This is a genomic window from Microbacterium hominis, assembly GCF_013282805.1.
Lineage (GTDB): Bacteria > Actinomycetota > Actinomycetes > Actinomycetales > Microbacteriaceae > Microbacterium > Microbacterium hominis_B.
On the sequence record NZ_CP054038.1, the window covers coordinates 3,760,598 to 3,785,541 of the forward strand.

The window sequence follows — 24,944 nt, forward strand, 5'->3', positions numbered from 1 at the left end:
GCGCCGGGTCAGTCCTTCGGCCAGCCCTCGGCGAGCTTCGCCAGCAGCCGGGCGAGCTCTTCGCGCTCGGCCTCGGTGAACGCGGCGAGCGCGGTCTCGAGCGCCTCGCGCCGCTGCCCGCGGGCGCCGCGCACGAGCGTGCGGCCCTCATCGGTGAGCGCGACGCGGGTGCGGCGCGCATCGTCGGGGTCGGCCTCCCGCCGCGCGAGTCCCTCATCGACGCACTGCTGCACGAGTCGGGAGGCCCGCGGCTGATCGACTCCCACCGCCTCGGCGATCTCCCCGATCGACAGGGACGTGGATGCCGCGGCCAGCGCCTCCAGCAGCCGCAGTCGCGCACCCCCGCCGCGGGGTCCTGCCGTCCAGGGCGGTCCGCCACGCCCGCGGCCGCGCGGCATCCCGTGCCCGAACGGCCCGCCGTGCGGACCGTGCCCCGGGTGCTCGGGCGACGCGTGGTCGTGACCGTGCGCGCCGAAGGGGCCGCCGGGGCCGCCGGGGCCGGACCACGGTCCGGTCGGGCGCCGCCGGCCCCGCAGTGCGGCGAGCGCCGCTGCGATCGCGTCGACCGGGTCGCCGGGCCGGTGGTCGGCAGGGTCGTGGGGCTGCTCGTGCGGCATCCTTCGAATTTACATGCAACTTGACATGGATGCAGAAAGCATGTCACTCTACATATGCATGCCAATTGACATGCAATACGAGAGGACCCCCTCATGGACACCCCTGAGAACACGACAGAGAACACCACACCTCGCCACGGCCGCCCGCTCGGCTCGTGGCTTCGACTCGTCGACGCGCTGCTGACCGACACGTTCGCCCGTGAGTTCGCCGACGAAGAGGCCTCGCGCCGCGAATGGATGCTGCTGAGCGTCATCGACGGCGACCTCACCGACCCCGACCTGCGGGCCCGCATGATGCGGAAGCCCCATCGTCTGCGCCGGCTCGCCGACCGCGGCTGGATCGAGCGCGGCGACGGCGACTGGACGCTGACCCTCGAAGGCCGGGCGGCGAAGGAGCGCCTCGGCGCGATCGTCGACCGCATCCGCGCCCGCGTGGCCGGCGCCGTCACCCCGGAGGACTACGCGACCACGATGGCCTCGCTCGAGGCCATCGCGCGCGAACTCGGCTGGCCCGAGGGCCAGCGGCCGCCGCGTCGCGGCCGGCGGCGCGGCTTCGGTCGCGACCGCGGATTCGGGCGGGGCTTCGAGCACGGGCACGGCTTCCCGCACGGGCACGGGCACGGGCACGGGCACGACCGCGGATTCGAGCACGGCCGACCCTGGCACCACGGCCCGCACCACCACGGCCACCCGCACCACCACGCCCGTCCCCACCACCGCGGATGCCAGGCCGAGCACCACGCCGGGCACGAGGCGGCCGACTCGGCGGATCGTCGGCCAGAATGAAGCCGTGACAGCACCGGCACTCCTCGCGATCTCGCACGGCACGGCTTCGTCGGCCGGGCAGGCGGCCGTCTCGGCGCTCGTCGAGGCGGTCGCCGCGCGTCTGCCCGATGTCACCGTCCGCCTCGGACACGTCGATGTGCAGCAGCCCGACGTCGCGGCATCCCTCGACGCGTTCCCCGCCGATCAGCCGGTCGTGCTCGTGCCGCTGCTGCTGTCGGCGGGGTATCACGTGCGGGTCGACCTGAAGGAGCAGACCGCCGGGCGCGACGCCATCGTCATCACCCCGGCGCTCGGCCCAGACCCGCGCCTGGTCGACGCCCTGGTCGAGCGCCTCGCGCCCCTGCACCCCGAGAACGCGACCGGCGTCGTGCTGGCCGTGGCCGGCTCCAGCGACGAACGGGCGAACGAGGACTGCCGCACGATCGGCGCGATGCTCGCGGCGCGGCTCGGCGCCGCGGTCGAGGTCGGGTTCCTCGCCGCCGCAGAACCCCGCGTCGACGCGGCCGTCGCGCGCGTGCGCACCCGCGTCGCGGCGAACGGCGGCGGCAGCGTCATCGTGGCCAACTATCTGCTCGCCCCCGGATACTTCCACGACCTCGCCGTGACGCTGGCCGGCGGCGCACCCGTGGCGCGGCCGCTGCTCGATGACGGCGCCCCCGCGGCATCCCTCGTCGACCTTGTCGTCGACCGCTACCGCGACGCGCTCTGACCGCCCCGGCACGGCCGTCAGCACCGCCGGCAGAACCGCCGGCAGAACCGCCGACAACACCTCCAACCGCGCCTCCGACCCCAGCGTCCGCTGCTCCGCTGTCAGAATCCGCTGTCCACACCGCCGATTGCGACAGCGGAACAGCGAGGGCCGCCGGGCGCCGGGCGCCGGGCGCCGAAGTGTGACGCCGTGTGACGTCCGTTAACGCTCTCTGACACATTCGGGGCGGCATCCAGGTTGGCCGACGTACTCTCGCGGAGTGGGCTCGATCGGAGTCCGCCCCGGGGACGCCCGGGACACTGGAGGCCCCCACCGTGAGCATGAGCGACACCCCCACCCGCACCCCGGCACCGCGTGCCGAAGGCGCTCGAGCCGCCCGGCCGCCGCGCCCCTCGTCCAAGCCCAACGGGCAGTGGAAGGTCGACGGCACCACCCCGCTCAACGGGAACGAGGAGTGGAAGCAGCAGGACGGCGGCCTCTCGGTGCGCGAGCGCATCGAGACCACCTACGCGAAGGGCGGCTTCGCGTCGATCGATCCGACCGATCTGCACGGCCGCTTCCGCTGGTGGGGCCTGTACACGCAGCGCAAGCCCGGAATCGACGGCGGCCGCACCGCGACCCTCGAGCCGCACGAGCTCGAAGACGAGTACTTCATGCTGCGCGTGCGCATCGACGGCGGTCAGCTGACCACCGAGCAGCTGCGCGTGATCGCCGGCATCTCGCAGGAGTTCGGCCGCGACACCGCCGACCTCACCGACCGGCAGAACATCCAGCTCCACTGGATCGAGGTCGAGTCGATGCCCGAGATCTGGCGCCGCCTCGAGGCCGTGGGCCTGGGCACGACCGAGGCCTGCGGCGACGTGCCGCGCGTGATCCTCGGCTCGCCCGTGGCCGGCATCGCCGCAGACGAGCTCATCGACCCGACGCCGCAGATCGCCGAGATCACGTCGCGGTTCATCGGCGACGAGTCGCTGGCCAACCTCCCGCGCAAGTTCAAGTCGGCGATCACCGGCCACCCGAGCCAGGACGTCGTGCACGAGATCAACGACGTCGCCTTCGTCGCCGTCGACCACCCCCAGCTGGGCATCGGCTACGACCTGTGGGTCGGCGGCGGTCTGTCGGTCGCCCCCCGGCTCGCCGAGCGCCTGGGCGTCTTCGTCGCGCCCGAGAAGGTGGCGGATGCCTGGCACGGCGTCGCCCAGATCTTCCGCGACTACGGGTTCCGGCGCCTGCGCAACCGTGCGCGGCTGAAGTTCCTGCTCGCCGAGTGGGGCGCGGAGAAGTTCCGTCAGGTGCTGCAGGACGAGTACCTCGGCTACGCGCTGCCCGACGGCCCCGCGGCACCGCCGCCGGCCACGGTGGGCGACCACGTGGGTGTGCACCGCCAGAAGGACGGCCGCTTCTACGTCGGCGTGACCCCGATCGTCGGGCGCGTGTCGGGCCCGACGCTCGCCAAGCTCGCCGACCTCATCGAGGCGCACGGGTCGACGCGGCTGCGCACCACGCCGCACCAGAAGCTCGTGATCCTCGACATCCCCGAAGACAGGGTCGAGTCGCTGGTCGCCGGACTCGACGAGCTCGGACTGCAGGCCCGCCCGAGCCTCATCCGCCGCGGCACCATCGCCTGCACCGGCATCGAATTCTGCAAGCTCGCGATCGTCGAGACGAAGGCCTACGCGACGGCGGCGGTGCTCGACCTCGAGGAGCGGCTCGCGCAGTTCGACCTGCCGCACCCCATCGCCCTGCACGTGAACGGCTGCCCGAACTCGTGCGCCCGCATCCAGACCGCCGACATCGGGCTCAAGGGCCAGCTCGTCACGATCGATGGCGAGCAGGTGCCCGGCTACCAGGTGCACCTCGGCGGCGGCCTAGCCTCGCAGGACCGCGACGAGGCAGGTCTCGGCCGCACCGTGCGCGGCCTCAAGGTGGCCGCCGATGGCATCGCCGACTACGTGGAGCGGGTCGTCACGCGCTTCCTCGCCGACCGCGACGCCGACGCGGACGAGACCTTCGCCCAGTGGGCGCACCGCGCCGACGAGGAGGCCCTGCAGTGACCGTCTCCCTCGCCCCCCGCACCACCGCGCACCGCTCCCCCGAGGAGCTGAAGGCCCTCGCCGAGCGCGCCAACGAGGAGCTCGGCAGCCTCACCGACCACGAGGCCTCCCCCGCGGAGGTCGTGCGCTGGGTCGCGGAGAACTTCTCGATGGAGGCGGCCGCGGTCGCCTGCTCGATGGCGGATGCCGCGCTCCCCCACCTCGTGGCCGAGCAGCTTCCCGGTGTGGACGTGCTGTTCCTCGACACCGGCTACCACTTCGCCGAGACGCACGCCACGCGTGACGAGGTCGAGCGTGTGCTCGATGTGCGCATCATCGACATCACCGCCGAGCAGACGGTCGCCGAGCAGGACGCCGAGTTCGGCGCCAAGCTCCACGACCGCGACCCGGCGCTGTGCTGCGCGCGTCGCAAGGTCGCCCCGCTGCACGACGCGCTCGGCGGATACGAGGTGTGGTTCACGGGTGTGCGCCGCGACGAGGCACCCACGCGCCTGAACACGCCGCTGGTCACCTGGGACGAGCGCAACGGCCTCGTGAAGGTGAACCCCGTGGCCTCGTGGACCTTCGACGACCTCATGGGCTACGCCGCCGAGCACAAGGCGCCGGTGAACCTCCTCGTGAACTTCGGCTACCCCTCGATCGGCTGCGAGCCGTGCACCAAGCCGGTCGCCCCCGGCGAAGATCCCCGGTCCGGCCGCTGGGCCGGCACCTCGAAGACGGAATGCGGGCTCCACGTATGACTCTCGACACCACCGCCCCGGCAGCGCAGCGGCGCGAGGGCACACTCTCGGCCCTCGACGTGCTCGAGGCCGAGGCGATCCACGTCATCCGCGAGGTGGTCGCCGAGTTCGAGCGCCCGGTGCTGCTGTTCTCCGGCGGCAAGGACTCGGTCGTGGTGCTCCACCTGGCGACCAAGGCGTTCGCGCCCGGCAAGGTCCCCTTCCCGGTGCTGCACGTGGACACCGGACACAACTTCCCCGAGGTGCTCGCCTTCCGCGACGAGACCGTCGAGCGTCTCGGCATCCGCCTCGAAGTCGCCCGCGTGCAGGACTACATCGATGACGGGCGCCTCGAGGAGCGCGCCGACGGCACGCGCAACCCGCTGCAGACGGTCCCGCTGCTCGACGCGATCGCCGCCGGCCGGCACGACGCCGTCTTCGGCGGCGCCCGCCGCGACGAGGACAAGGCCCGCGCCAAGGAGCGCATCATCTCGCTGCGCGACGAGTTCGGCCAGTGGGATCCGCGCAACCAGCGCCCCGAGCTGTGGAGCCTCTACAACGGCCGCCACACCCCGGGCCAGCACGTGCGCGCGTTCCCGATCTCGAACTGGACCGAGCTCGACGTGTGGAACTACATCGAGCGCGAGGACATCGCCCTCCCGCCGCTGTACTTCGCCCACGAGCGCGAGGTGTACAGCCGCGACGGCATGTGGCGCCCCGTCGGCGAGTTCTCGCCGCCGCGCGAAGACGAGGCCGTCGAGGTGCGCACGGTGCGCTACCGCACCGTGGGCGACATGAGCTGCACCGGCGCGGTCGAGTCGGATGCGTCGACCCTGGCCGCCATCGTCGCCGAGGTCGCCGTCTCGACCCTCACCGAGCGCGGCGCGACGCGCGCCGACGACCGCCTCAGCGAGGCGGCCATGGAGGACCGCAAGAAGGACGGGTACTTCTGATGACCACCGACACCCTCGCCGAGGCCACCATGACTCCGATCGCCGCGCCCGCCACCGGCACGCGCACGCTGTTCCGGTTCGCCACCGCCGGCTCGGTCGACGACGGCAAGTCGACGCTCGTGGGACGCCTGCTGCACGACTCGAAGGCGATCCTCGCCGACCAGCTCGAGACCGTCGCGCGCACCTCCGCCGAGCGGGGCTTCGCGCACGGCACCGGCTTCGACTTCGCCCTCCTCACCGACGGCCTGCGCGCCGAGCGCGAGCAGGGCATCACGATCGACGTCGCCTACCGCTACTTCTCGACCGGCTCGCGCTCGTTCATCCTCGCCGACTGCCCCGGTCACGTGCAGTACACGCGCAACATGGTCACCGGCTCGACCACCGCCGACGCGGTCGTCGTGCTCGTCGACGCGCGCCACGGCGTCGTGGAGCAGACGATCCGCCACCTCGCCGTCGTCGCCCTGCTGCGGGTCCCGCACGTGATCATCGCGGTGAACAAGATCGACCTCACCGGCTTCGACGCCGACACCTTCGCGACGGTGGCCGCCGACGCGCAGCGCGTGGCCGCCGGCCTCGGCATCGACGACCTCCACGTGCTGCCCGTCTCGGCGCTCGAGGGCGACAACATCGTCGAGCGCTCCGCGCGCACGCCCTGGTACGAGGGTCCGGCGCTGTTCGAGCTGCTCGAGACGCTGCCCGGCGCCGACGAGCTCGATGTGCAGCTGGAGCCCCTGCGCCTCCCGGTGCAGCTGGTGATCCGCCCGCAGGGCGGCCTCGCCCCCGAATACGCGGCGGACCCGGTCGCCGTCGAGAAGCTGCGCGACTACCGGGCCGTCGCCGGACGCATCGCCTCGGGCACCGTCCGCGTCGGCGACAGCGTCGAGGTCCACCCCGCCGGCGTGACCACGACGGTGACCGGCATCCAGGTGGCCGGCGTCGCCGCCGAGGAGGCGATCGCGTCGCAGTCGGTCTCGCTCGAGTTCGCCGACGACGTGGATGCCGCCCGCGGCGCCCTGGTCGCCACGGCCGGCTCGCTGCCGGAGGCGCGCCGCGACGTCGACGCGGAGCTGTTCCAGCTCGATCGGCGCCCCCTCGCCGTCGGCGCGCGCGTGCTGGTGAAGCACGGCACGACGACCGTGAAGGCCCTCGTGTCGGACATCTCGTCGCGCTACGACCTCGACAAGCTGACGCACGAGCCGGCCGAGGTGCTCGAGACCAACGACATCGGGCGGGTGCGGCTGCGGCTCGCGACCGAGGTGCCGTTCGAGACCTACGCGGGCAATCGCCATGGCGGATCCTTCCTCGTGATCCACCCGACCGACGGCGCCACGCTCGCCGCGGGCATCGTGCGCGACCGCTCCACCGAGGAGGACGTCGACGCGAGCGCGGAGTGGGCGATATGACCGCCCCCGCCGCGGCGGGCAAGGTCTGGCTCGTCGGAGCGGGTCCGGGCGACCCGGGGCTGCTGACGGTCAAGGGGCTGCGCGCCCTCGAGGCCGCCGACGTGATCGTCGCCGACCGCCTCGGCGCGCGCGCCGTGCTCGACGGACTGGCCGAGGACGGCATCCATCTGCGGGCGGAGGTGGTCGACGTGGGCAAGCTCCCCGGCCACCACGCGGTGCCGCAGGACGCCATCAACGCGCTGCTCGTGCAGCTCGCGAACGACGGCAAGACCGTCGTGCGCCTGAAGGGCGGCGACCCGTACGTGTTCGGCCGCGGCAGCGAGGAGCTCGCCTTCTGCGCACGGGCCGGCGTCGCCGTCGAGGTGGTGGCGGGTGTCACGAGCGCTCTGTCGGTGCCGGCCATCGCGGGCATCCCCGTCACGCACCGGGGCCTGGCGACCGCGTTCACGATCGTGACCGGCCACGACCAGATCGCCTCCCTCTCGGGCGGCCGCGACCACACCGTCGTGCTGCTCATGGGCATCGGCACCCTCGCGAACTCGGCGCTCACCCTCGCGCGCGGCGACCGCGGGGCCGACTGCCCGGTCGCCGTGATCGAAGACGGCTTCGGCGCGCGCCAGCGCGTGACCGTCGGCACGCTCGGCTCGATCGCCGCGCAGGCCGCCGAGCGCGGCATCCGATCCCCCGCCGTCGTCATCGTCGGAGACGTCGTACGGCTCAGCCCCTACGCCCCCGCCTCGCTCGCGCTGGATGCGCTCGAGGTGTCCGAAGCACACTCCGCACGCCTCGCGGCGGAGCTCACCCGCCCCGAAAGGCCCACCCGTGACTGACCTGAACCTCCGCGTCGCCATCGTCGGAGCCGGCCCCGCCGGCATCTACGCCGGTAACCTCCTCGCGAACGCCGTGAAGGAGAACGAAGGAAGCGTCGCGATCGACCTGTTCGAGTCCCTTCCGGCCCCGTACGGCCTGATCCGCTACGGCGTCGCGCCCGACCACCCCCGCATCAAGGGCATCGTCAACTCGCTGCACGAGATGCTCAGCGCCCAGCCCGAGGGCGAGTCGCGCCGCACGATCCGCTTCATCGGCAACGTCGAGGTCGGCCGCGACATCTCCGTCGACGAGCTGCAGGAGCGCTACGACGCTGTCATCTTCGCCACGGGCGCGATCCGGGATGCCGCCCTCGAGATCCCCGGCATCGACAAGGCCCGCTCGTACGGCGCCGCAGACTTCGTCGCCTGGTTCGACGGACACCCCGACGTGCCGCGCGACTGGCCGCTGAACGAGCGCGAGGTCGCCGTGATCGGCAACGGCAACGTCGCCCTCGATGTCGCGCGCATCCTCGCCAAGCACGCGAAGGACCTCCGCTCGACCGAGATCGCCGACAACGTGCTCGAGGGTCTCGAGGCGTCGGCCGTCACCGACGTGCACGTGTTCGGACGCCGCGGTCCCGCCGAGATCAAGTTCACCCCGATCGAGCTGCGCGAGCTCGGCGAGGTGCCCGACGTCGACATCGTGCTGCACGACGAGGACTTCGCCCACGTCGACCCGTCGAAGGCCTCGACCAACCAGCTCAAGGTGATGCTGCGGGTCATGGACGGGTGGCGCGAGAAGGAGACCGGCACCGCGTCACGGCGCCTGCACCTGCACTTCTACCACTCCCCCGTCGAGGTGCTCGGCGAGGACGCCGTGGAGGGTCTGCGGTTCGAGCGCACGACGCCCACCGGTGACGACAGCGGCAGCGTCGTGGGCACCGGCGAGTTCCGCGAGATCCCGGTGCAGGCCGTCTACCGCGCCGTCGGCTACTACGGCACCCCGGTGCTCGACGTGCCGTTCGACGAGGTGCGCGGCGTCATCCCGAACGTGGAGGGCCGGGTCGTGGCATCCGCCGCCGACGCGCTCGAAGGCGAAGGCGCCACCGCCCTGCAGGGGCTCTACGCGACCGGCTGGATCAAGCGCGGCCCCGTCGGGCTCATCGGCCACACGAAGTCCGACGCGATGGAGACCGTCGCCCACCTGGTCGCCGACGCGCAGGCGGGCGTGCTGGCGGCGCCCACCGTGACCGGCGACGTGCTGGAGCTGCTCGCCGAGCGCGACACCGCGTTCACCACGTGGGACGGCTGGGTCGCCCTCGACGCCTATGAGCGCGAGCTCGGCGCGAACCACCGCTACACGCGCGAGCGCGTGAAGGTCGTGCCCCGCGACGAGCAGGTCGAAATCTCCCGCGGAGTGCCGGTCTCATGACCTATGTGATCGCCCTGCCGTGCGTGGACGTGAAGGACCGCGCCTGCATCGACGAGTGCCCGGTGGACTGCATCTACGAGGGTGAGCGATCGCTGTACATCCACCCCGACGAGTGCGTGGACTGCGGCGCCTGCGAGCCGGTGTGCCCGGTCGAGGCGATCTACTACGAAGACGACCTGCCCGACGAGTGGCAGGACTACTACACGGCCAACGTCGAGTTCTTCGACGACATCGGCTCGCCGGGGGGCGCGGCCAAGGTCGGCGTGATCGCGAAGGACCACCCCGTGGTGGCCGCACTGCCCCCGCAAGGGGAGTGACATGTCAGCTGGGGAGTACGGTGGCACGGCCGCCGGCGGGGCACCGGTCGCGGTCGACGCGATCATCATCGGCGGAGGCCCGGCGGGCCTGTCGGCCGCGCTGAACCTCGCGCGCGCCCGCGCGTCGGTCGTCGTCGTGGATGCCGGGCGCCCGCGGAACGCGGCCACGCTCCGCTCGCACGGGTTCCTCACCCGCGACGGCGTCCCGCCGCTGGAGCTGCGCAAGCTGGGGCGCGCGGAGCTCGCGCAGTACCCGAACGTCACGGTCTTCGATCGCACGGCGGTGACCGCGGTGATGGAGCAGGACTCGGGCGACGGCATGCGCTTCCTCGTGGCGCTGAGCGGCCGCGGTGCCGGCATCCCGTCGGCGATCGCCGCCCGCTCGGTGCTCGTGGCGACCGGGCTGCGCGAGACGCTGCCCGACATTCCGAGCCTGCGGGCGTTCTACGGGATGAGCGTGTTCAGCTGCGCCGCGTGCGACGCGTGGGAACTGCAGGACCGTCCCCTCGCACTCATCGGCGAGACGCCTGATCTCGCCGCCCGCGCCCGGCTCATCGCCCGCTGGACCGACAGCCTCACCGTCTTCACGAACGGCGCCGACATCGTCACCACCGTCGAGGAGGCCGAGCTCGCCGCCGCCGGCGTGAGCGTCCAGCGCCGGGCGATCGACGATCTCGAAGGCGATCGCGGCGCCGTGTCGGCGGTGCGCCTGGTCGACGGCGGGCGCGTCGAGGTCGACGGAGGATTCGTGCGCCCGCAGTGGCATCCCGCCCTCGACTTCCTCGCCGGGATCGACGTCGACCGTGACGCCGACGGCCACCTCGCCGCCGATCGCTCCGGGCGCACGTCGGTGCCGGGCCTCTACGCCGCCGGCGACGCGGCCTCGCCCGGCCCGCAGCAGCTGATCGTGGCGGCCGGGCAGGGCGCGCGCGCGGCGGCGGTGCTCATCCACGACGCGGTCGGTGTGCGCACCTCGCACTGACGGGCAGCGCCGCGTGCCCTCAAGCGCCGCCCTCCGCCACGCACGCTCAGCGCCGCCCTCCGCCGCGCACGCTCAGCGGTGGGTCTGCTCCGAGCCGGAGAGGCGCTGGGCGAGATAGATCGGCACGATCGAGACGACCACCAGCACGACCGCGATCACCGACACGATCGGCGCCTGACTCGGGCGGAACATGTTGTTGAGGATGAAGATCGGCAGCGTCGTCACCCCTGATCCGGCGGTGAACGTCGTCACGATGATCTCGTCGAACGACAGCGCGAAGGCGAGCAGGCCGCCCGCCAGCAACGAGGATCGCAGCTGCGGGAACGTCACGAGCCGGAAGGTCGTCCACACTCCCGCCCCGAGATCGGCGGAGGCCTCCTCGAGGTTCGTGCCGGTGCGGCGCAGGCGCGCGATCACGTTGTTGAAGACCGTGACGATGCAGAACGTCGCGTGGGCGATGACCACGGTCCAGATCGACAGCGGCACGCCCATGATCGTGCGGAAGAAGTTGTTGAGCGCGATGCCCGTGATGATGCCGGGCAGGGCGATCGGCAGGATGATCAGCAGCGAGATCGAATCCCGACCGAAGAACGAGAAGCGCTGCAGCGCGAACGAGATGAGAGTGCCGAGCACCAGGGCGATCGTCGTGGAGACGATGGCGACGAGCACGCTCGTCCACACCGCTTCCACGGCGCCCGCGCTCTGGAACGCCTTGACCCACCACTCCAGCGTGAACCCCGGCGGGGGCCAGGTGAGCGAGGTGGAGGTCGAGAACGAGTTCACCAGCACCACGAACAGGGGCAGGTAGACGGCGAGCAGGATCAGACCGGTCACGATCGCGAGGATCGTGCGAGCCGAGGTTCCGAGACGCATGACCGGGTCCTAGAGGTTGTCGAGGGCGCCGGTGCGACGCACCAGGGCCAGGTAGCCGAAGATGATGACGATGGGGATGAGGGCGATGGCCGCGGCGAGCGGCAGGTTGTTGGCCGCGCCGACGTTGGTGAACACCAGGTTGCCGAGCATCTGGTTCGCGCCTCCCACGATGTTCACCGTGATGTAGTCGCCGAGCGACAGCGAGAAGCTGAAGATCGTTCCGGCGATGATGGCGGGGAACGCGAGCGGGAGCACCACCGAGCCGAGAGTGCGCCAGGTCTTGCCCCCGAGGTCCGCGGATGCCTCCAGCAGCGAGTCCGGCACGCGCTCGAGCCCCGCGTAGATGGGCAGGATCACGTACGGCAGCCAGAGGTAGGCGAGCGTGATCACGGTCGCGGGCAGTCCGTAGCCGGGCGTGTGGAGCCCGAAGGGGGCCAGCAGCCATTCGAGGATGCCCTCCTGCGAGAGCACCGACCGCCAGGCGTAGGCCTTGACGAGATAGCTCGCCCACAGCGGCATGAGCACGGCGATCACGAGGAACCGCTGCATGCGGGGGCTGGCGACCTTCGCCATGTAGAACGCGATCGGCAGCGCCAGGGCGACGTCGATGATCGTCACCAGCAGCGCGACGCCGACCGTGCGCAGCGTGACCGTCTGGTACAGCGTGCCGGTGACCACGGTGATGATGTTGTCGAGCGTCCAGTCGATGATGATCTCGCCGGTGAAGCTGTCGACGCGCCAGAAGGCGGTCACCAGCAGAAGAGCGAGGGCCACGATGTAGACCAGGCCGAGCCAGAACAGCGGCGCCGTCAGCAGCAGCGTCAGGCGCACACGCGGGTGGGTCGACAGGAACGCCGACACCCGCCGCGTCGGCGTGGGTGCGGGCATCGGCACCGCGCGGGCGGTGCGGGTCGTCTGGGTTGTCATGTCTTCCTCGTGGATGCCGGGGGCGGCGACGCGCGGCGCGCACCGCCCCCGACGGTCGTCAGGGCGTCAGCCCTTGATCTCGGCCCAGGCCTGGGTCCAGGTCGCGTAGTCGACGCATTCGACGTCGGTGCGGCCGTCGACGCACTCGGCGATCGGCGTGGTCCAGTACCAGATCTGCGCCGCGTACTCCTCGTCACCGGCGTGGTAGGCCTCGCAGTCGTCGCGGTAATCGCACGCCTCGAGGCTCGAGGGAGCCTCGCCGAAGTACGCCGTGGCGGCGGCGTTGGTCTCGGGGCTGGCGATCCAGTCGAGCCAGGCGTAGGCGCAGTTGGGCGCCTCGGCGTCGGAGGCGATCATCCAGGTGTCCGACCAGCCGGTCGCGCCCTCCTCGGGGAGGACGACCTCGGTCGCCGCACCGGAGCCTGCGAGCACGTTCTGGATGACCTGCCACGTGGTGCCCGCGACCGAGTCGCCGGTCTCGAACGCCTGGACCTCCTTGAGGTAGTCCGACCAGTACTCGCCGACGTGCTCGCGCTGGGCCTTCAGCAGATCGACGGCGGCCTGGAACTGCTCCTCGTCGAGGGCGTAGGGGTTCTCGATGCCGAGCTCCGGCTGGTGCGTCATCAGGTAGACGGCGGCGTCGGCGATGTAGATCGGCGAGTCGTAGGCGGTGATCTTGCCCGAGTTCGCTGCGGCGTCGTCGAACACGACGTCCCACGACGTGGGGGCCTCGGCGAAGACATCCGTGCTGTAGAGGAGGAGGTTGGCGCCGTAGCCGTGCGGCACGCCGTACGACTGGCCGTCGACGGAGTTCCACTCCTTGTCCTTGAGGAAGCCGAAGACGCCCTCGTAGCTGGGGATGAGGTCGGTGTTGACGGGGGCCACGTCGCCGGCGGCGATGAGGCGCAGCGTCGCGTCGCCCGAGGCGGCCACGACGTCGTAGTCGCCGGTCTTCATGAGGTTCACGGCCTCGTCGGAGGTGCCGTAGGTCTTGGAGACGACCTCGCAGCCGGTCTCCTCCTCGAAGCCGCTGACCCAGTCGACAGCGGGGTCGTTCGTACCGTCCTCGACGTAGCCGGGCCACGCCAGGATCGAGACGCTGCCCTCGAGTTCGCCGAGCTCGTCGGCCTGCTCCGAGGGAGCGGCGCTGCCGCCGCCGGAGGTGCCGCAGCCGGCGAGGACGGCGATCGAGCCGATCGCGAGCGCGGTGGCGGCGATGCGCGCCCCGCGGGTCTTGTGCATCATGAGTGTTCCTCTCGGTGTGCTGTGTGGTGCTGTGTGATTTCCGGGGCAGGTGCCCAGGTCTGTGGTGCGGCGCACACGTCGACGGCTCGGGCGTCGGCGGATCCGTCGCCGGCGGCTCAGGTGCCGACGGGAGTGAGGGCGATCACGTCGGCGTCGCGCCACGCGACGTGCACGCGATCGCCGCGGTCGTCGTCGCCGATGCGGGTGCGGTCGTTGGGCTCGAGCACGGTGATGCGCATCCCCGCGTCGAGGTCGACCACACGCCGGATGCCGCTGCCGAGGTAGATCGACTCGACGAGCGTGCCCGCGGCCGACCGCTCGCCGTCGGCGGTGGCGGCGTCGGGGCGCAGCACGAGCTTCTCGGGACGGATCGAGTGGTCCCCGGCGCGGCCGATGAGGGCCGAGGAGAGCTCGGCGTCGAACAGGTTCGAGGTGCCGACGAAGTCGGCCACGAACCGCGACGCCGGGCGCTCGTACAGGTCGCGCGGGGTGCCCAGCTGCTCGATGCGCCCGTCGTGGAAGATCGCGATGCGGTCGGAGAGCGTGAGCGCCTCCTCCTGGTCGTGCGTCACGAAGATGAACGTGATGCCGAGGTCGCGCTGGATCTCCTTGAGCTCGACCTGCATCTGCTCGCGCAGCTTCAGATCGAGGGCGCCCAGCGGCTCGTCGAGCAGCAGCACCTTGGGCTCCACGACCGTCGCGCGGGCCAGCGCCACGCGCTGGCGCTGACCTCCCGAGAGCTGAGAGGGCTTGCGCCCGGCCATCTGCTCGAGCCGCACCGACGCCAGCGCCTTCATGGCGCGCTCGCGGCGCTCGGCCTTCTTCACGCCCCGCACCCGCAGCCCGTAGGCAACGTTGTCGAGCACGCTCATGTGCGGGAACAGCGCGTAGTCCTGGAACACCGTGTTGACGTCCCGGTCGAACGGCGCCTTCCTCGTGACGTCCTGCCCGAACAGCTCGACCGTGCCGCCGGTGGGCTGCTCGAAGCCGGCGATGAGCCGCAGCACGGTGGTTTTGCCCGATCCCGAGGGGCCGAGCATGGAGAAGAACTCTCCCGCGGCGATCTCCAGATCGACATGGTCCACCGCGGTCACGGTCCCGAACGACTTGGCGAGTCCGGTCAGCCGGATGGCCGGCTGGGTCTGATCAGTCATGGTGACGATCTCCTTCGATGTCGATGCAACTAAATCATATGGATCCATATGTCAAAAGGGGATCATCCGTGTTACGGTCTTGTCACGGTCGCCGAGGACGAACTCGCGACGCCGCCATCCGCCCCACTCAGGAGCCGTATGCCGCACGCGACGGGACGCATCGACGCCGCTCGCGCCGTCGTGTTCTCCCCCCTCGACGGCACCGGCCGCGCGGAGCTCGTCGAGCAGCGGCTCACCGACGCGATCGTCAGCGGCGTGCTGCGCGACGGCGAGCGCCTCCCCAGCGAGTCCGATCTCTCCCGCAGCCTCGGCGTCGCGCTCGTCACCGCGCGCGAGGCCCTCGAGGGCATGCGCGACAAGGGGCTCGTCCGCACCCGTCGCGGTCGCGACGGCGGCAGCTTCGTCACCTTCGATCGCGACACGGCCGCGCGCTTGTTCGACCGGCGTCTGCGCACCCACAGCCGCATCGAGCTGCGCGACCTCGCCCTTCACGTCTCGGCCATCGCCGGCACCGCCGCCGAGGCGGCCGCCGAGCGCGCCAGCGACGATGACGTCGAGACGCTGCGTCGCGTCGCCGCCGACGCGGATCTCACGACGACCGGGGGCGCCCGGCGCGCGCTCAGCCGATTCCAGCTCGAGGTCGCCGCCATCAGCCAGTCCCCCCGGCTCGTGCACGAGGAGATGCGCCTGCAGAGCGAGGCGGGCCCCCTGCTCTGGCTCTGCCTGCGCGAGCAGGAGTACCGTGACCGCAGCGCCACCGCACGCGAGCGGGTGATCGCGGCGATCCGCGACTACGCCCCCGCGCAGGCGCGCGGCGCCACCATCGCCCACATCGAAGACGCCTTCCACTGGCTCATCGACGAGCGCGCACGCATCGACGCCCTCGCCCCCGACCCGGCCGACACCTCCCTCGCGAAAGAACTCCCATGACCACCACCGCGACCCGCTCCGCGAGCGAGGTGGCCGCGCACGTCGCGGCCACGATCGACGACATCTTCGCGACGATCGACGGCTGGCGCGCCCTCGTCGAAGAGCAGTGGACGAGGGATGCCGCGCCGAGCGCGGCATCCCTCGATCCGCTCGTCGCGCGCTTCGCGGTGCCGGCCGTCGGCGGACGGACGCTCCTCACCGGCGCGGGCTTCGTCGCCGCCCCGGGCACGCTCGCCGACGCCGAGTGGCACCTGGCGTGGTGGCTGGCCGGTGTCGCCGGGGCCGCCCCTCGGCGGCTCGCGACGATCGACGACCCGCGGCACGAGCAGTTCCGCGACTACACGACGCTGGAGTGGTGGCGAATCCCGGCGCTGACCGGCGCGCGCCACTTGACCGGCCCGTACGTGGACTACGTGTGCACCGACGACTACACGGTCACGATCACGACACCCGTCGTCGTCGACGGCGAGATGGTCGGGCTGGTCGGGGCCGACGCCCTGGTCGACCGGCTCGAGCGCGAGCTGCTCCCGGTGCTGCGCGGCGGCCGCGCGCCCGCCACCCTCGTCAACTCCTCCGGCCGCGTGGTCACCTCGACCGATGCGCGGCGCGAGCCCGGCTCGCTGCTGCGCGGTGACGGGATCCCCGAGGCGGTGAGGGCGGTCGATGCCGCGCCCGTCATACTTCCGGGCGGCGGCTCGGTGCTCGCGTGCGGCGACACCTCGCTCGCCCTCGTCATCGGCGCCTGAGCAACCAGAAGCGGCCGACCAGGGCTTTCCCCGGCTGAACCATGCCACACAGGACATGTTGCACTGTGCCCAGAAATCCGCGACACGCGCCGCCAACATGCTGGTTCTGGAATCTGCGGGATGCCCAATCTGTGAGATTCCGATGAGAACGCTTGACCGCGAGTGGACCTATACGGTCGCATGAACCCAGAACCACCCCCGCACGGAACTGGAGAATCATGCGAACGAAGACAAGACTCACCGTGGCCGCCCTCGCGAGCGCCGCACTGGTCGGCACGGCCGTCATCGCGGCCGTTCCCGCCGCGACCGCGATCCCGGTGAATTCCCATTGCGGCACGGAGACGGCAGGGCCCCGTGCGAGCTTCGTCAGCCACGCCCAGCTGACCAAGCAGCTCGAGTCCATCGAGGCCACGAGCAGGGGAACGGTCGACGTCGAGGTCGCCGGCTACAGCAACGAGGGACGCGAGATCTACCAGGCGCGCGTCGGCACCGGCGACACGGTCCTCCTCGTGCAGTCGCAGATCCACGGCAACGAGAATCACGGCACCGAGGCGCTGCTCTCGCTGCTCAAGGAGCTCGGCGGCAGCTCGGCGGCAGCGGCCGAGATCCGCGAGAACATCACGATCGTCGCCATCCCGCGCCTGAACGTCGACGGCGGCGAGCACGACACGCGGCAGAACCGCATGACGTGGGCCGAGGTCGTCGAGGACTTCCCGCAGCTCGACGGCGTCCAGCCCGCGTGGAACTACCGCGCGGCGACACCGGGCTTCGACGTCAACCGCGACTTCAACCCCGACCTGGACTACGTCCCGCAGCCCGAGGACTTCCCCGGCAACAGCGCCGACACGGGCTGGTACATCACCCCCGAGGCTCAGACGCTCCGTGACGTGTACGCGGGCCTCGAGGGCGAGTTCGGCACCGTCGACTACTTCGTCGATCTCCACAACCAGTGGCCGTGCTACCAGCAGGTCGGCACCGACAACATGTCGCCGCTGTCGATCTCGGGCCGCTTCATCGCCGACCCGACCGCGTTCGGCGACTGGCCGGAGTTCGACTACGACGCCTCGCGCCGTGCGAACGTCGCCGTCTACGACGCGCTCCAGGCGCACGGCGAGTCCGCGTTCGGAGACCTCACGCTGTACCCGCAGAACACCAACCTGCCGGGCACGGCGCTGGGTTCGTTCGCCCTCCGCGGCAGCGCCACGGTGCTGTTCGAGACCTCGAGCAACACCCAGTCCGATGGGCAGAAGCGCAACGGATTCCTCGCCAAGCAGGTCGAGGTCGGGCTCAAGGGACTGATCACCGCGATCGCCGACGGCTCCGTCGAGACGCTCGATCCCGAGGCATACGAGGCGATCCCGGAGCGGCGCACGCTGCCGGCGGACTGAGCCACCTGCGCAGCGGGGGCGGTCCGGACTTCTCCGGGCCGCCCTCTCGGCTTCTGTCCGGTTTCCGCCGCGCCGAATCGGCGCGCTCTCCGGAGATCGCAGCGACCGCGGCCCGCGCTCGAACTGCCCCTATCGCGCGGGGGTGACATCCTGCAGAATTCAGTAGTCACCGTCGCTGAGCGACGCAGGGCTGGGGAAGAACGGCAGAGCTCCAGGTGATGCCAATTGGGGGCACCAAGGGTGGCGCGGACCGTTCCTGTCCGCGCCACCCTCGCTGTGTCAGGCGCCGCGGCTGCCCGCGTCGGTGGAGCCGACGTCGGTGCGGTGGAAGTTCTGGAACGAACGGGATGCCGTCGGCCCGCGCTGCCCCTGATAGCGATTTCCGTACCGGCCCGATCCGTAAGGGTTCTCGGCGGGCGAGGTCAGGCGGAAGTAGCAGACCTGCCCGATCTTCATGCCCGGCCAGAGCTTGATCGGCAGAGTCGCCACGTTGGACAGTTCGAGCGTCACGTGTCCGGAGAACCCGGGGTCGATGAACCCCGCGGTGGAGTGGGTGAGCAGCCCGAGCCGGCCGAGCGACGACTTGCCTTCGAGGCGTGCGGCGATGTCGTCGGGAAGCGTGATCTGCTCGAAGGTCGAACCGAGCGCGAACTCGCCCGGGTGGAGGATGAACGGCTCGGTGGGCTCGACCTCGATCAGGCGCGTCAGCTCGGGCTGGTCTTCGGCCGGGTCGATGAACGGGTACTTGTGGTTGTCGAACAGCCGGAAGTAGCGGTCGAGACGCACGTCGACGCTCGACGGCTGCACCATCCCGGGTTCCCAGGGGTCGAGCCCGATGCGCCCCGCGCTGATCTCGAGCCGGATGTCGCGGTCACTGAGCAGCACGGGAGTCAGCCTATCGGGCTGCGGTGCAGGGTCATCGCTCCCTTCTCACGTAGTCGGCGAGCACCGCCGCGCTCGGCTTCGCCGTGCGCGCCATCGTGTCCCGGTCGACCGCGAGCAGGCCGAGCTTTGGTCCGTAGCCGAAGATCCACTCGAAGTTGTCCATGAGCGTCCAGTGGCAGTAGCCGAGCACCGGGGTGCCGGCGGCGATCTCCTCCGCGAGCAGATCGAGGGATGCCGGGATGAACGCCGCCCGCTGCGCGTCGTCGTCGCACTGCAGCCCGTGCTCGGTGACGAACACCGGGACACCCGACCGCTCGTACGCGTAGCGCACGGCGCCGGCGAGCGATGCGGGTTCGATGACCGTCCCCATCCCGTTGCGCTCCCCCTCGGGCACCACCTCGCCGTCCGGTCCGTGGGAGATCCGCTCGTAGTTCTGCACGCCGATGAAGTCATCATCGCGGGCGACCTCGAGCCAGTGGTCGTAGACGCGGGCGCGCTTGGCGTCACGCCGTTCCTCGCCGCCCGGGAGCGCCACCTCGTCGGCGATGGCGATCGAAACGCCGACCGGCAGATCCGAGCGGCGCGCCTTGATGGCCGCCTTCGCCGTGCGATGGACGATGGTGAACGCATCCCGGAACTCCTCCTGGGCGGCGGCGGGAATGACGTTCGCGGCGTAGTACCGGTCGCTGCCGGCCGCGCGGGCGGCCGCAGCGAGCATGTCGAGCTTGATCTGCTCGATGTGCGGGGGGAGCTTGTCCTGCAGCAGCTGCTCGAGGTTCGGCTCGTTGAGGGTGACTCCGGCGGCGATGCGGTCGCCGATCCGCGCCATCACCCGATCGCAGTGCGCGGCGAACAGCGCGGCGGCATCGACGCCGAGCCACGAACCCGACGCGGCGAACCAGTGCGGCGCGGCGAAGTGGTTGAACGTCACCACCGGCGCGAGACCGCGGGCGAGGCATCCATCGACGAGTTCGTCGTAGTGGTCGAGCTCTGCCGTGGCGACCTCGCCGCGGGCCGGCTCGATGCGCGCCCATTCGACGGAGAAGCGGAAGGCGTTCAACCCCATGCCCGCCACCCGGTCGAGGTCGTCGGGCCACAGATCGTACGCACGGCAGGCGTCGCCGCTGGGCTCGCGAAAGAGGCTGGGCTCGACGTTCTCGAGGAACCAGATGTCGCTCGCGGAGTTGCCGCCTTCGTTCTGGTGGCCGGCGACGGCCACGCCCCAGAGGAAGTCGCGGGGGAAACGGCCGGGGTTGGTCATGAGGACTCCTTGTCGTCGTGAGTGATCGGCACGGTGCGTCGGTGGGTTCCGGCGGGGATGACCTCGTCTGCCGTGCCGGGCAGACGAAGGACCGCTTCGGCCCCGTCGGGCACGGTCAGCTCGACCGTCATCGCCCTTGGGTCGGTCTCCCACCGCACCGATGCCCGACCCCGACGGGTGTCGAGCTCCGTGTGGGCCCAGGTGAGCCCGCCTCCCGGCCGCGGGGCGACGAGAAGGCGTTCGTAGCCGGGATCGAGGGCGGCTAGTCCGCCGATCGTGCGGTGCATCCAATCGGCGACCGAGCCGAGCGCATAGTGGTTGAACGAGGTCATGCCGCCGGGGTTGATCGTGCCGTCCGGCAGCATCGAGTCCCAGCGCTCCCAGACGGTCGTCGCCCCCATCGTGACCGCGTACAGCCACGAGGGGCACTCGGTCTGCAGCAGCAGCCGGTAGGCGTCCTCGAGGTGTCCTGTCAGGGTGAGCGCATCAGCGATGAAGGGCGTGCCGGCGAAGCCGGTGCTGATGCGGTGACCGCTCGCGCGCACGAGAGCGGCGAGCCGCTTGCCCGCCGCCGCGAGGTCGTCGTCGTCCAGCACGCCGAACACGATCGCGAGCGTGTACACCGTCGTGCAGTCGCTCTCGATCACGCCGTCGCGCAGGTATTCGGCCGCGAACCCTTCACGGATCCGGCTCGCCAGCGCCGCGCACTCATCCCGCGCGGACACGTCGCCGAGCACCTCGGCGGCAGCGGCCACGAGACCGGCGGTGCGGAAGGCGCACAGCGTTGCGACCACGTGCGGGTCGGCCTTCGAGCGGAAGGGCGCCTCCGGCGGCGCGTCGGGGTCGAGCCAGTCGCCGAACTGGAATCCGCTCGTCCAGATCCCGCCGGGTTCGAGCATCGCCTCGATCGCACGAGCGTGGGCCATCATCGAGTCGAACTGGTCTGCGAGCACGCGTCGGTCGCCGTACGCCGTCCAGACGGCCCAGGGAACCCAGACGGCCGCATCGCCCCAGATGGCTGTCGTGCCCGGCTGCGGCATCCCCTCGGGAAGGGTGAAGTACTTCTCCGCATCGGGGACGACGATGGGCACCGCGCCTTTGTGCGACTGCTCGATCGCGAGATCGCGCAGCCAGTCGCGCAGGAAGTCCTGCGCGTCGTAGAGGAACGCCGCGGTGGGTGCGAACACCGACAGATCGCCGGTCCATCCCAGCCGCTCGTCGCGCTGCGGGCAGTCGGTCGGCACGTCCACGAAGTTTCCGCGCATGCCCCACACGATGTTCTCGTGCAGGCGGTTGAGCATGTCGTTCGAGGTGCGGAACCAGCCGGTGCGCCGCAGATCGGACATGACCACGACGGCCGTGATGCCCCCGAGGATGCTGTCGAGATCGCCGGGCCACCCGTCGACCTCGACGTACCGGAATCCGTGGAAGGTGAAGGTCGGCTCGAATTCATCGTCGCCGCCGCTGAGCGTGAAGCGATCCGTCGCCTGCGCCGAGCGAAGAGGACGCGTGCCGAGTTCGCCGTGCTCGAGCACTTCGGCATGGCGGATCGTCACGACCTCGCCCGCCTCGCCGCGCACGCTGACCCGCAGCCAGCCGACGAGGTTCTGCCCGAAATCCACGAGGGTCCTGCCGGCCGGCGACAGCCAGGCCCGCACCGGACCCACGTGCTCGTGACGACGCACGGGCGGCGCGATCGCGGGCTCGAGCGTCTCGTCGTCGACGTCGACGATGTGCACCCCGGCCCACCCGTAGGCATCGAAATCGGCGGCGAGCCAAGCATCGCCGTGGCGGCGCGCGTCGATGGACTGTCCGTCGTAGAGGTCGTTGGCCGTCGTCGCGCTGGGGCCGCTCGTCCATGATCCGTCCGTGCCGATGACCTGCTCGTGGCCGTCCGAGAAATGCACTCGCAGCTCGGCGAAGCCGGCGAGCTCCGCACCGTACAGCGCGCGGTCGCCGTCCCAGCCGATCCTCCCCCGGTACCAGCCGTTGCCGAGCGCGATGCCGATCACCGTGGTCTGCTCGATGAGCGCGGTCACGTCGTGCTCGCGCGTGCGCAGACGCCATTCGTACGCCGACCATCCCGGCGTGAGCACCTCGTCCGACACCGGACGGCCGTTGACCCACACCTCGCAGATGCCGAGCGCGGTCACCAGCAGGCTCGCACGCTGAACCGGCCCATGGCCGGCATCCAGCTCGATCTGCCGGCGCAGCCGCGGGGCGCCGTCGAACTCCTCGTCGGGGGCGATGAATCGGGCGACCCGGTCAGGCATGCGCGTCCTCCTCGATCGCCAGCAGGTCGCCGATCCACGCGATCGCCTCGTCCATCAGCGGCAGAGGGTCGACCCCGAGGAAGACATGATCGGCACCGGGCACACGGCGGAAATCGATGGATGCCGCCACCGCGGCCATCGCGTCGACGAACACCTCGCTCTGCGCGATCGGCACGAGGCCGTCCGCCTCGCCGTGCATGACGAGGAACGGCGGGGCATCGGCGCGCACGTGCGCGACCGGTGAACAGAGTCGCAGCGCCTCGGCTCCGAGCGGTGAGCTCTCGGTGAGGGTGAGCAGCGGCTCGCGCGCGAGCGTGTCGGCGTGGCCTTCCGGCACCGTGGCGGGATCGACCGGGAGCGAGCGCAATTCGAGGCGCTCGCCGTCGTGCACGCCGTACCAGTCGACCACCGCGGTGACCTCGGTGTGCAGGCCCCGCACGCCTTCTTCCCCCTCCCACTCCGGCCGACCGCCGGTGAGGCCGACGAGTGCGGCGAGGTGTGCGCCGGCCGACTCGCCCCACACGACCAGACGCTCCGCGTCGATCCCCAGGTCGGCGCCGAACCGGCGCAGGTAGCGGATCGCGGCCTTCGCGTCGTGCAGCTGGGCGGGGAACGGCGCCTCCTTCGAGTGACGGTAGTCGATCGTCGCGACGGCGAGTCCGGCATCCACGATCCTCTGGAAGAGCGCCCCGACCGGCCACATCACCGGCGGGAGACGGCGATCGCCCATGAGCCAGGCGCCGCCGTGGATCCAGAGCACGACCGGCGGATTCTCGACGCCGTCGGGCGCGTGGAGGTCGAGCAGGAGCGGTCGGTAGCCGGGGATCGTCGAGTACGTCAGGCCCTCGAAGCTCCGGGCACCGCGCGGTCGGACCGGCCGCTCGCCTCCCACCGGCCGGATGTAGGGCGGCGGGGGCCACTCGTGGTCGGCGATCTCGGGAGCACGGTGGGCGACGGTGTCGGCGGCATCGGCGACGGTCATGGGGACCTCCAGGTCGGGTGTCGAAGTATCGGCGCGTCAGAGTGCGACGCGGTGGACGAACGCGATCGCGTCGTCGAAGAGGGGGCCCGTGTCGAGGCCCTCCCAGAAATGACGGCCGCCCGCGACGCGGCGCAGCTCGACGGGCACGCCCTCGCGGGCGAGGGCTGCCGCGAGAAGCTCGCTCTGCTCGAAGGGAACGTGCGCATCGTCGGTGCCGTGGGCGATGTGAAAAGGAGGCGCGCCCGCGTGCGCCATCAGTGCCGGCGAGGCGGCCCGTGCTCGGTCGGGCACGGTGACGGCCGGCGCACCCAGCCACCGCGCCTCGCGGGTCTCCTGCGGCTCCCCGTCGGAGCGCGCGGCCATCGCGAACAGCTCGGTCGGTCCGAACCAGTCCACGACGCCGCGCACGTCCTCGCGCCGGAGCGCCGTCAGCGCTGCGATCGTCGCCCCCGCCGACACCCCCCACAGCACCATGCGCGCAGGGTCGACGCCGTACTCCGAGCCGTGCTCGTGGAGCCAGTCGATCGCCGCCGCGGCATCATCGAGCTGAGCGGGGAACCGCGCCTCCCCGCTCAGCCGGTACTCGCACGATGCGATCGCGAGTCCGCCGCCGACGATGCGGTCGAAGGAGTCCGCCGTCGCGACCCCCGGCGTGAAGACCCTGCGCGTGCCCCGGAGAAATCCCCCTCCGTGGAAGAACACCACGAGGGGAGCTTCCGGCCGCTCGGGAACCCGCAGGTCGAGGGAGAGCGGACGGAAGCCCTCGGGCTGCGCGAAGTCGATCTCGACGATCGGAGCCGCCATGCTCAGTCTCGGAACGAGAACTCTGGCATGAACACCGTCGCGTACTTCTCCCCCGCGGCACGCAGGACCTCGAAGGGAGGGACGTAGACGCCCTCCGGCGCGACCGCGTCGGTCTTCTGGCCGATCGCGTGGAAGAACCGCTCGAAACCCGCCGTGCCGGCGCCGAAGACTGTCGTGGTGTTCTCGATCTGGAAGGCGTGCACGATCCCCGCCGGGACGTAGGCGAAGTCGCCCGTCGTCAGGGTGGTCTTCGAGTGGTAGTCGGCCTGATCGTCCATCCACACCGAGATCTCGCCGTCGACGACGTAGAAGATCTCGTGCGTCTTCAGGTGGATGTGGGCGGGAATGCGGTCGCCCCGGCGGGCCTTCATCGTCCACGCGCCGTACTGGTCGTCGGTCTCGTCGCCCGAGAGCAGGATCTCGAAGAGCTGGTCGAAGACGAGGGACTTCTCGCCCTGTCCTTCGCCGAGGACGAAGGGTCGCGGCGATGCGGGAAGGATTCCGGCGAAGGGGGCCTTCTCCGGGTCGTCGATCGCGTAAACAGTCATGCTTACCTCCTTGTGAAGCATTGTTCGCCGTTAGGCGAGGGGAATCATCGGGTCATTCCGATTCGTGTTCCGATTTCCTCGATTCTCACGTTCTGAGGCGGAAGTCGGAAGTTCGAGATCCCTACGCAGCGTTAGTCGCAGACTAAG

The 24,944-nt window shown here is 71.0% G+C and carries 24 protein-coding genes; 13 read left to right on the forward strand and 11 right to left on the reverse strand.

What is annotated here, in order from left to right:
- Positions 1 to 8: 8 nt before the first annotated feature.
- Positions 9 to 617: a MarR family winged helix-turn-helix transcriptional regulator gene (locus HQM25_RS17915; protein ID WP_254359426.1), complete on the reverse strand. Its 609-nt coding sequence runs from the start codon at positions 615 to 617 to the stop codon at positions 9 to 11.
- Positions 618 to 710: 93 nt separating this feature from the next.
- On the opposite strand from HQM25_RS17915, the gene HQM25_RS16835 reads away from it, so the two are divergent.
- The 10 genes from HQM25_RS16835 (at position 711) to HQM25_RS16880 (ending at position 10,781) form a co-directional block, all read left to right on the forward strand.
- Positions 711 to 1,403, forward strand: a complete 693-nt coding sequence (locus tag HQM25_RS16835; RefSeq protein WP_172991286.1) for a hypothetical protein — start codon at positions 711 to 713, stop codon at positions 1,401 to 1,403.
- A gap of 4 nt (positions 1,404 to 1,407) precedes the next feature.
- A complete protein-coding gene (locus HQM25_RS16840; RefSeq protein WP_172991287.1) occupies positions 1,408 to 2,112 on the forward strand; it encodes a sirohydrochlorin chelatase in 705 nt (234 codons plus the stop codon).
- A gap of 320 nt (positions 2,113 to 2,432) precedes the next feature.
- Entirely contained in the window at positions 2,433 to 4,166 is a 1,734-nt protein-coding gene (locus tag HQM25_RS16845; RefSeq protein WP_172991730.1) for a nitrite/sulfite reductase, read from the forward strand.
- A complete protein-coding gene (locus HQM25_RS16850; RefSeq protein ID WP_172991288.1) occupies positions 4,163 to 4,906 on the forward strand; it encodes a phosphoadenylyl-sulfate reductase in 744 nt (247 codons plus the stop codon). Before HQM25_RS16845 ends, HQM25_RS16850 begins: the two co-directional genes overlap by 4 nt.
- Positions 4,903 to 5,838: a sulfate adenylyltransferase subunit CysD gene (cysD, locus tag HQM25_RS16855; RefSeq protein WP_172991289.1), complete on the forward strand. Its 936-nt coding sequence runs from the start codon at positions 4,903 to 4,905 to the stop codon at positions 5,836 to 5,838. The genes HQM25_RS16850 and cysD overlap by 4 nt, the downstream gene beginning before the upstream one ends.
- Entirely contained in the window at positions 5,838 to 7,241 is a 1,404-nt protein-coding gene (locus HQM25_RS16860; protein WP_172991290.1) for a sulfate adenylyltransferase subunit 1, read from the forward strand. The genes cysD and HQM25_RS16860 overlap by 1 nt, the downstream gene beginning before the upstream one ends.
- Positions 7,238 to 8,071, forward strand: a complete 834-nt coding sequence (gene cobA / locus HQM25_RS16865; protein ID WP_172991291.1) for a uroporphyrinogen-III C-methyltransferase — start codon at positions 7,238 to 7,240, stop codon at positions 8,069 to 8,071. The genes HQM25_RS16860 and cobA overlap by 4 nt, the downstream gene beginning before the upstream one ends.
- Positions 8,064 to 9,482 carry an FAD-dependent oxidoreductase gene (locus HQM25_RS16870; protein WP_254359427.1) on the forward strand — a complete coding sequence of 473 codons (1,419 nt, stop codon included), beginning with the start codon at positions 8,064 to 8,066 and terminating at the stop codon, positions 9,480 to 9,482. The genes cobA and HQM25_RS16870 overlap by 8 nt, the downstream gene beginning before the upstream one ends.
- The gene (fdxA, locus tag HQM25_RS16875) at positions 9,479 to 9,799 is read left to right on the forward strand and encodes a ferredoxin (protein ID WP_172991293.1); all 321 of its coding nucleotides are present in this window, start codon (positions 9,479 to 9,481) and stop codon (positions 9,797 to 9,799) included. The genes HQM25_RS16870 and fdxA overlap by 4 nt, the downstream gene beginning before the upstream one ends.
- A gap of 1 nt (position 9,800) precedes the next feature.
- Positions 9,801 to 10,781 (forward strand): NAD(P)/FAD-dependent oxidoreductase, encoded by a 981-nt coding sequence (locus tag HQM25_RS16880; protein WP_172991294.1) that lies wholly within the window; start codon positions 9,801 to 9,803, stop codon positions 10,779 to 10,781.
- A 72-nt stretch (positions 10,782 to 10,853) separates the two neighbouring features.
- Here the strand turns inward: HQM25_RS16880 and HQM25_RS16885 are convergent, their stop codons facing one another.
- From HQM25_RS16885 to HQM25_RS16900, 4 genes are all read right to left on the reverse strand, one after another.
- Positions 10,854 to 11,654 (reverse strand): ABC transporter permease, encoded by an 801-nt coding sequence (locus HQM25_RS16885; RefSeq protein WP_172991295.1) that lies wholly within the window; start codon positions 11,652 to 11,654, stop codon positions 10,854 to 10,856.
- A 9-nt stretch (positions 11,655 to 11,663) separates the two neighbouring features.
- Complete coding sequence (locus tag HQM25_RS16890; protein WP_172991296.1) at positions 11,664 to 12,581, reverse strand: ABC transporter permease; 918 nt, start codon at positions 12,579 to 12,581, stop codon at positions 11,664 to 11,666.
- Positions 12,582 to 12,647: 66 nt separating this feature from the next.
- Positions 12,648 to 13,826, reverse strand: a complete 1,179-nt coding sequence (locus HQM25_RS16895; protein WP_172991297.1) for an extracellular solute-binding protein — start codon at positions 13,824 to 13,826, stop codon at positions 12,648 to 12,650.
- Between the two features lie 116 nt (positions 13,827 to 13,942).
- Positions 13,943 to 14,980: an ABC transporter ATP-binding protein gene (locus tag HQM25_RS16900; RefSeq protein WP_172991298.1), complete on the reverse strand. Its 1,038-nt coding sequence runs from the start codon at positions 14,978 to 14,980 to the stop codon at positions 13,943 to 13,945.
- A 138-nt stretch (positions 14,981 to 15,118) separates the two neighbouring features.
- On the opposite strand from HQM25_RS16900, the gene HQM25_RS16905 reads away from it, so the two are divergent.
- The 3 genes from HQM25_RS16905 to HQM25_RS16915 all read left to right on the forward strand — a co-directional run bounded on the left by HQM25_RS16905 (position 15,119) and on the right by HQM25_RS16915 (position 18,044).
- Complete coding sequence (locus HQM25_RS16905; protein ID WP_172991299.1) at positions 15,119 to 15,910, forward strand: FadR/GntR family transcriptional regulator; 792 nt, start codon at positions 15,119 to 15,121, stop codon at positions 15,908 to 15,910.
- Positions 15,907 to 16,656, forward strand: a complete 750-nt coding sequence (locus HQM25_RS16910) for a PDC sensor domain-containing protein (protein ID WP_172991300.1) — start codon at positions 15,907 to 15,909, stop codon at positions 16,654 to 16,656. The genes HQM25_RS16905 and HQM25_RS16910 overlap by 4 nt, the downstream gene beginning before the upstream one ends.
- A gap of 218 nt (positions 16,657 to 16,874) precedes the next feature.
- On the forward strand, positions 16,875 to 18,044 hold the full coding sequence (locus tag HQM25_RS16915) for a M14 family zinc carboxypeptidase (protein ID WP_172991301.1): 1,170 nt from the start codon (positions 16,875 to 16,877) through the stop codon (positions 18,042 to 18,044).
- Between the two features lie 279 nt (positions 18,045 to 18,323).
- On the opposite strand, the gene dcd is transcribed toward HQM25_RS16915, so the two are convergent.
- The 6 genes from dcd to HQM25_RS16945 are packed head-to-tail and all read right to left on the reverse strand — an operon-like array spanning position 18,324 to position 24,797.
- Entirely contained in the window at positions 18,324 to 18,929 is a 606-nt protein-coding gene (gene dcd, locus HQM25_RS16920; RefSeq protein WP_172991302.1) for a dCTP deaminase, read from the reverse strand.
- Between the two features lie 31 nt (positions 18,930 to 18,960).
- Entirely contained in the window at positions 18,961 to 20,190 is a 1,230-nt protein-coding gene (locus tag HQM25_RS16925) for a family 1 glycosylhydrolase (protein WP_172991303.1), read from the reverse strand.
- Positions 20,187 to 22,463 carry an alpha-L-rhamnosidase gene (locus HQM25_RS16930; protein ID WP_172991304.1) on the reverse strand — a complete coding sequence of 759 codons (2,277 nt, stop codon included), beginning with the start codon at positions 22,461 to 22,463 and terminating at the stop codon, positions 20,187 to 20,189. The genes HQM25_RS16925 and HQM25_RS16930 overlap by 4 nt, the downstream gene beginning before the upstream one ends.
- Complete coding sequence (locus HQM25_RS16935; protein WP_172991305.1) at positions 22,456 to 23,445, reverse strand: alpha/beta hydrolase; 990 nt, start codon at positions 23,443 to 23,445, stop codon at positions 22,456 to 22,458. The genes HQM25_RS16930 and HQM25_RS16935 overlap by 8 nt, the downstream gene beginning before the upstream one ends.
- Before the next feature lie 36 nt (positions 23,446 to 23,481).
- Positions 23,482 to 24,249, reverse strand: coding sequence for an alpha/beta hydrolase (locus tag HQM25_RS16940; protein WP_172991306.1), 768 nt, complete (start codon positions 24,247 to 24,249; stop codon positions 23,482 to 23,484).
- A 2-nt stretch (positions 24,250 to 24,251) separates the two neighbouring features.
- Entirely contained in the window at positions 24,252 to 24,797 is a 546-nt protein-coding gene (locus HQM25_RS16945; protein WP_172991307.1) for a quercetin 2,3-dioxygenase, read from the reverse strand.
- Positions 24,798 to 24,944: the final 147 nt, after the last annotated feature.